The 5,808-nt window shown below is 66.8% G+C and carries 5 protein-coding genes; all 5 read right to left on the bottom strand.

The genetic code is table 11. From position 1 onward, the window contains the following. Positions 1-720 (bottom strand): hypothetical protein (locus VLA96_10675; protein ID HSE49660.1); only part of this gene is annotated, 720 nt, incomplete at its 3' end. 106 nt (positions 721-826) lie between these two features. Next, a complete protein-coding gene (lptB, locus tag VLA96_10670) occupies positions 827-1,555 on the bottom strand; it encodes an LPS export ABC transporter ATP-binding protein (protein ID HSE49659.1) in 729 nt (242 codons plus the stop codon). Position 1,556: 1 nt separating this feature from the next. Beyond that, positions 1,557-3,830, bottom strand: coding sequence for an LptA/OstA family protein (locus VLA96_10665; protein HSE49658.1), 2,274 nt, complete (start codon positions 3,828-3,830; stop codon positions 1,557-1,559). A gap of 22 nt (positions 3,831-3,852) precedes the next feature. Continuing rightward, positions 3,853-4,113: a hypothetical protein gene (locus VLA96_10660; GenBank protein ID HSE49657.1), complete on the bottom strand. Its 261-nt coding sequence runs from the start codon at positions 4,111-4,113 to the stop codon at positions 3,853-3,855. Between the two features lie 223 nt (positions 4,114-4,336). Continuing rightward, positions 4,337-5,808: single-stranded-DNA-specific exonuclease RecJ (gene recJ / locus VLA96_10655; protein ID HSE49656.1), on the bottom strand; the 1,472-nt coding region annotated here is incomplete at its 5' end.

Genomic DNA, 5,808 nt, shown 5'->3' with positions numbered 1-5,808 from the left:
CTCGTCCTTCGTCTGCGCCGTCATCAGGTTCCCCCGCTCCGGCTCTGGGTCCGGGGCTGCGAGCGTCTCGGCCTCGACTTCGGTCGCGCTCGTCCCTGGACGCACGTCGCCGTTCCCGGACGTGATGCCGTGCTCGCTCTCGAGCTCGCGTGCCAGGGCCTCTTCCGAGCCTTTCAGCCCGACGACCTGTCCGTTCGCCACCGCCAGCAGCTCGTCATCGCTCGCCGTCAGGTAGCCGTCGTCATCCAGGTTCCCGATGATCAGCTCCGCGGCCTCGCGCACCTCGCTCCGCAGCATCAGCGCGGAGAGCTGCCAGTTCAGGTGGTCGGTGAGGTTGGTGGGGCGGCACAGGAAGTTCTCGAAGCTCGGCTTCTCGACGATCTCGCTCACCGGCGTGCGGTAGCCCGGGTCCAGGTACTCGGAGAAGAAGGAGCCGAAATCGATCTCGTCGAACGGGTCTTTCTTGTCGGCGTCGGCCGGCGGCGCTTCGTCGCTCGCCTGCTCGCGGTCCCGCGTCTCCTGCTTCCCCGCCACGTCGTCGAGCAGGGGGACGGAGCTATCCAGCTCCTCCAGCACCGGGTTCTCAACCATCTCGGCGTTGATCATGTCCTTGAGCTCGAGCTTGTTCAGCGCGAGCACGCTGACCATCTGCACCAGGCCAGGCGTCAGGATCTGCTTCTGCGAGACCTTGAGGTTGAGTTTTGGCTGTAACAGGACCATCTTCTAGGGACCCGGTATTTCCTTTACCTATCTACTACTTTCCTGGCCGACTTTCCACTTGTAACGTGCGTCAACTTGTGCCTTTGGTAACAAAAATGCCCTGCCGCTATACCAGCGTAAAGCTCTCGCCCAGGTACACCCGCTTGACCTCCGGGTCGTTCCCGAGCTGCTCCGGCGTGCCCGCCCGGAAGATGCGCCCCTCGTTGATGATGTAGGCGCGGTCCGTCACCGAGAGCGTCTCGCGGACGTTGTGGTCGGTGATCAGCACCCCGATCCCACCCGCCTTGAGGTCGAAAATGATCTTCTGCAGGTCCAGCACCGCGATCGGGTCGATGCCCGAGAACGGCTCGTCCAGCAGGATGAACTTCGGCTGGATGCACAAACAGCGGGCGATCTCGACCCTGCGCCGCTCGCCCCCCGACAGCGCATACCCGCGGTTTCGCCGGATGAGCCCCAGCCCCAGCTGGTCGATCAGCTCTTCCATCCGCTCGCGGCGCTCGTGCCAGCTGATGGGCTGCGCTTCCAGCACCGCCATGATGTTCTCTTCCACCGTCAGCTTGCGGAAGACCGAGGGCTCCTGCGGCAGGTAGCTGATGCCGTATTCCCGCGCCCGCAGGTACATCGGGACGTCGGTGATCTCCTCCTGGTCCATCAGGATCCGCCCCGTGTCGGGTGGGATCAGGCCCACGATCATGTAGAAGGTCGTGGTCTTGCCGGCGCCGTTAGGCCCTAATAAACCAACGACTTCCGCCTCATGGATGTTCAGGGAGACGCCGTTCACCACCCGTCGGCCCTTATAGCTTTTGCCGATCTCGTCGGTCGCCAGCGTCAGCATCTTACGGTTTGACTCGTGTCTGGGTGACGGTACGGGAGGAGTCGCTGCTACCTACGACCACCCTATCATCGCGACTATAGAAGGTCAACGAATCGCCCGTGATCGTGCCCCGTTCGGCATCAAAAATGCTAGGCGATTTTCCCTCACTTCCGGTCAGCACGAACCGCCCATCTGCGGCCGTGTATACCAACTTGGTACCGCTCGCCTTCCGCCCCGGTTCTTGCACCTCGATCGCCCCTTCCGCCACGATCTTCTCCAATTGGGAGGCTTGGGTTGAGGCCCCCGGCTCGCCCGCCGCGCCCCCGCGGGCCTTCAGGAACACCTCCGCATGGTCCCCCGTGATGCTCGCGTCCGCCCCCCGCAGCACCACGCCCCCCTCGAACCGCGCCTGCCGCGTCTGGTCGGAGTAGGTCAGCTTCTTCGCCGTCACGTTCACCGGCGCCATCTTCCCGCTCTTGTCCGGTTGGACGAACACGGTGGACACCGGTTGCTGCGCGTTGCCCTGGGCCAGCAGCGTCCGCCGCTCCCGGTCGAACTCGATGCTCGGCGCCTGCACGATGTTCGCCCCCTGCCACAGCCGCGCGCCGCCCGAGTAGCGCGCCTGGCCGCTCTTCCGCGCGCTCATCGCCGGCGCCGTGGCGTGGATCGGGTCGGCCGCGCTGAACATCGCGCCGGGCTGAGCCCCGGCTTGCTGGTACGTGCTCTTCACGTCACCCTCGGCGGCCATGTCGCCGGTGACCCGGTTCAGCCGGATGGTATTGGCCGTCAGCTCCAGGTTCGTGTCGGTCACGCGCGGCGTCCCGCTCGCGCTGATCAGGTTGTCTTTCACGCTGTATTGCGCCTTCTGCGCCGTCGCCGTCCGCGTCCCCTCGACGTACTTGAAGTCGCCCGTCTGCGTGATGGAGGCGATGGCGCCGCTCGCGAACGTGACGTCGAACTCGCGGCTCGTCGTCACCCGCTCCGGCTGCCCCGGCACGCGCGACACGATCCGCGCCTCCGGCTCGCCGTGCAGTGCCCGCATCCGGCTGTCCTTGCCGAACTGCGCCACGAACTTCCCCGCCGTGATCACCGTCTCGCCAGGTGAGGGTTGTGTGGAGGCGGGCGACCCCGCCCGCCCCGCATCCTTCACCGTGATCTGCGACTTCCCTTGCGTCGTCCCGCTCGCCAGGTATTTCCCTTCCGCCACCCGGAAATCGATGCCCTCGGCCGCGATCTCGGTCGCGTTCGACCCGCCGCGCTGCGTCAGCCGCACGTTCCCCAGCGCGTGCACCGCCTGCGCCACGTTCTTGCCCGCGAAGTCCACCACCAGCCGCCCGGCGGTACCGTCCAGCGGCGCCTTGCCGCCGCTCGCCAGGTGCACCCCGCCGGTCAGCGTCGCCGTGCGGAAGGTGTCGTTCTCGCCCATCTGGAAGGTCGCTTCCGGGGCGCGCGCCTCGATCGGCGTCTCCCCCTCGCTGTGCACGCGCACGTTCCCGCTCGCCACCATGTGGTCGATCTTGTTGTCGTCGTGGAAATAGATGGTCAGCCGGTCCGCGTCGAAGCTCCCGCCGCCCGCGCGCTCCACCTTCACGCTCTCCAGCACCGCCTGGCGCGGGCTGTTCCCGTCGATCGTCCCGCGCGCCGCGGCGATGTTTGCCGGCTGCGGCCCCGTGGTCCGGATCCGCAGCTCCGACTTCACCGTCAGCAGGTTCTGGTTCGAGTCGTAGGCCGCGCCCTTCGCCGTCCCGCTCGCCTGCGGCACCCGGAACTCGATCACCTCGGCGGTCTGCGCGATCCCCGTCGTGCGGTTGAACACCAGCCCGCTGGTCTTCAGGTGGATGGGATTCTTCAGCTCCGACGGCGGCGCCTGGTCGGGCCGCACCGGCCCTTCGGCGTTCGACTCCAGGTCGATGTGCACCTCGCCCTCCGCCCGGATGTCTTCCGTCCGCGGGTCGTACGAGAACTTCTTCCCGTAGATCTGGTCGAAGCGGTTCGATTCGCGCCCGTAGACGATGATGTTGACCTCGTCCAGCTCGGCGCGTCCCCCTTCCTTGAATTGCAGCGCGTTCGACGCCCGCACGGTGAACAGCGTCCGCCCGCCCTCGGACTTCGAGACCGTCCAGCCCTTCGCGCTCTGCTGGATGTCGACGCCGAGCTTCTGCCCCGCCTTCTGCGCGGCCTTGGTGATGGTGTAGTTGCGCGCCTTGTTGTAGCCCCAATAGGCAGCCACCAGCAGCGCGACCGAGATCGCGCCCAAGGCGAACCACTTCCTCATCCGCCGCGGATCGAAGGCCATGCCTGCAATCTTACGCCACGGCTCAGGGCCCGGTGGCCTTCGCCGTCTTCAGCTGGTCGTCAGCTTCCCGCACCGCCGTGACCGCCACGCACTTCTGCACGAACGTCGTCTCCGGACAATGCGTCCGGCCGTCCTTCACGTCCTGGTAGCACTTCCCGAAACGCAGGTCCGCGATGCACGTCGCCGGCACCTGCAAGACTGCCCGCGCCGGCTTGTCCTCGCCCGACCCGCATATCCCCGCCAGCAGTACCAGTCCCAGGAGGAGCCCCCGAATAGGTCGCATATGCGCCTACCTCCTGCTCAGATTGTGGAAAAAATTGCGGGGAGCGTAGTCCCGAATGCCTGCCACTGCAAGCGAAAAATCAAATGAAAACAGGAGGAGAGGAGGAAGATCAGGAGACCTTCTTGTTCTTTGGAGCCATCCACCGCATGCGCCGTACTCTTACGGACGAAGAGGTAATGGAGGCAAGTGAATTTCCGCATTCCTCCTCTCCTCCTGTTTTGGTTCAGCTGGCGGCGGCAGTCTTCTTCCTGAGGTCGCACAGCATCAGCTGCAGCCCGCCGAACTCGGGATGCGTGTTCTCGTCCAGCTTGCAGGCAAACTCCAGCGCGTCGCCGGCGGTGAGCCCCTGCGCCCTCTCGGCCATGCGCCAGCCCATCAGGTCCAGCCCGCGCGAGCCGTTGGCCGCGATCACCCGCAGCTTGAGGTGCTTCTCCTTCAGGATCTTCGGCGGCGCCACCAGCCGCGCCTCTTTCACCGCGAACACCGGCTCGCGATTCCCCATCCCGAAAGGCTCCAGCTTCTGCACCGCGTCGAGCAGCTCGGGCGTGATCTCCCTGAACTCCAGCTCGGAGTCGACCAGCAATGACGGCACGAAGTCCGCCTCGCTCAGCTTCGTCCGCGCATAGGCGTCGAGCCGCGCGCGCAGTTCCGGCACGCGCTCGCTCGGCAGCGAGCACCCCACCGCGTGCGCGTGCCCGCCAAACCGCTCGAACAGCTCCGGACACGACTCCAGCGCGTCCAGCAGGTGGAACGCCGGGATGGACCTGCCCGACCCGTGCGCCACTCCGTCGACGCTCGCCATCACCAGCGCCGGCCGGCAATATTTCTCCACCACGCGCGTCGCCGCGATGCCGATCACTCCGCGATGCCAGCCGTCGCCGTCGACCACGATGCAGTAGCTCTCGCGCAGCGCCTGGTCCCCGTCCAGCCGCTGCCAGATGGCCTCGAGGATGCGCTGCTCCTCCGCCTGGCGGTCGCCGTTCAGCTGGTTCAGCTTCTCGGCCAGCTCGCGCGCGCGCTTCTCCTCCTTCACCGAGAACAGCTCGATCACGTCGCGCGCCACGTCCATGCGCCCGGCGGCGTTCAGCCGCGGCGCGATGCGGAACGCGACGTCGGCCGCCGTCAGCGGCACCCGCTTCGGGTCGAGCTGTGCGCAATCCATCAGCGCCCGCAGCCCCGGGTTCACCGCCGTCCGCAGCCCTTCGAGCCCCAGCTTCGCGAACACCCGGTTCTCGTCCTTCAGCGGCACCGCGTCGGCGATGGTCGCGATCGCCACCATCTTCAGGAAGGAGAGCTCCAGCTTCCGCCGCTCGCCCGCGTCTTTCTTCTTCTCCAGCAGCGCCTGCACCAGCTTGAACGCCACACCCGCGCCGCACAGCGCCTTGCACGGATACTCGCAGCCCGGCTGGTTCGGGTTCAGCACCGCGTGCGCCTTCGGGACCAGCCCCTGCGCCGACTCCGGCAGGTGGTGGTCCGTGACGATCAGGTCGATCCCCAGCCGCGCCGCCGTCTCCGCCGCCGCGAACGCCCGGATGCCGGTGTCCACGCTGATGATCAGCCGCACGCCCTCGCTCCCCGCGCGCTCGATCACGTCGTCCTTCATCCCGTAGCCTTCGCGGATGCGGTGCGGCACGTGGTACTCCGCCGCTCCCCCGCACAGCTCGATCCCGGTCTTCAGGATCACCACCGCCGTCG

It is taken from the genome of Terriglobales bacterium (assembly GCA_035457425.1).
Lineage (GTDB): Bacteria > Acidobacteriota > Terriglobia > Terriglobales > Acidobacteriaceae > JACPNR01.
The sequence above is the reverse complement of the archived record's forward strand: the minus strand, read 5'-3'. Positions and strand labels throughout refer to the sequence as shown.

Excerpts from the sequence above, each read along its gene's own strand:
- lptB (HSE49659.1), bottom strand. The coding sequence starts at position 1,555 with ATGCTGACGCTGGCGACCGACGAGATCGGCAAAAGCTATAAGGGCCGA.
- VLA96_10665 (HSE49658.1), bottom strand. The coding sequence starts at position 3,830 with ATGGCCTTCGATCCGCGGCGGATGAGGAAGTGGTTCGCCTTGGGCGCG.
- VLA96_10660 (HSE49657.1), bottom strand. The coding sequence starts at position 4,113 with ATGCGACCTATTCGGGGGCTCCTCCTGGGACTGGTACTGCTGGCGGGG.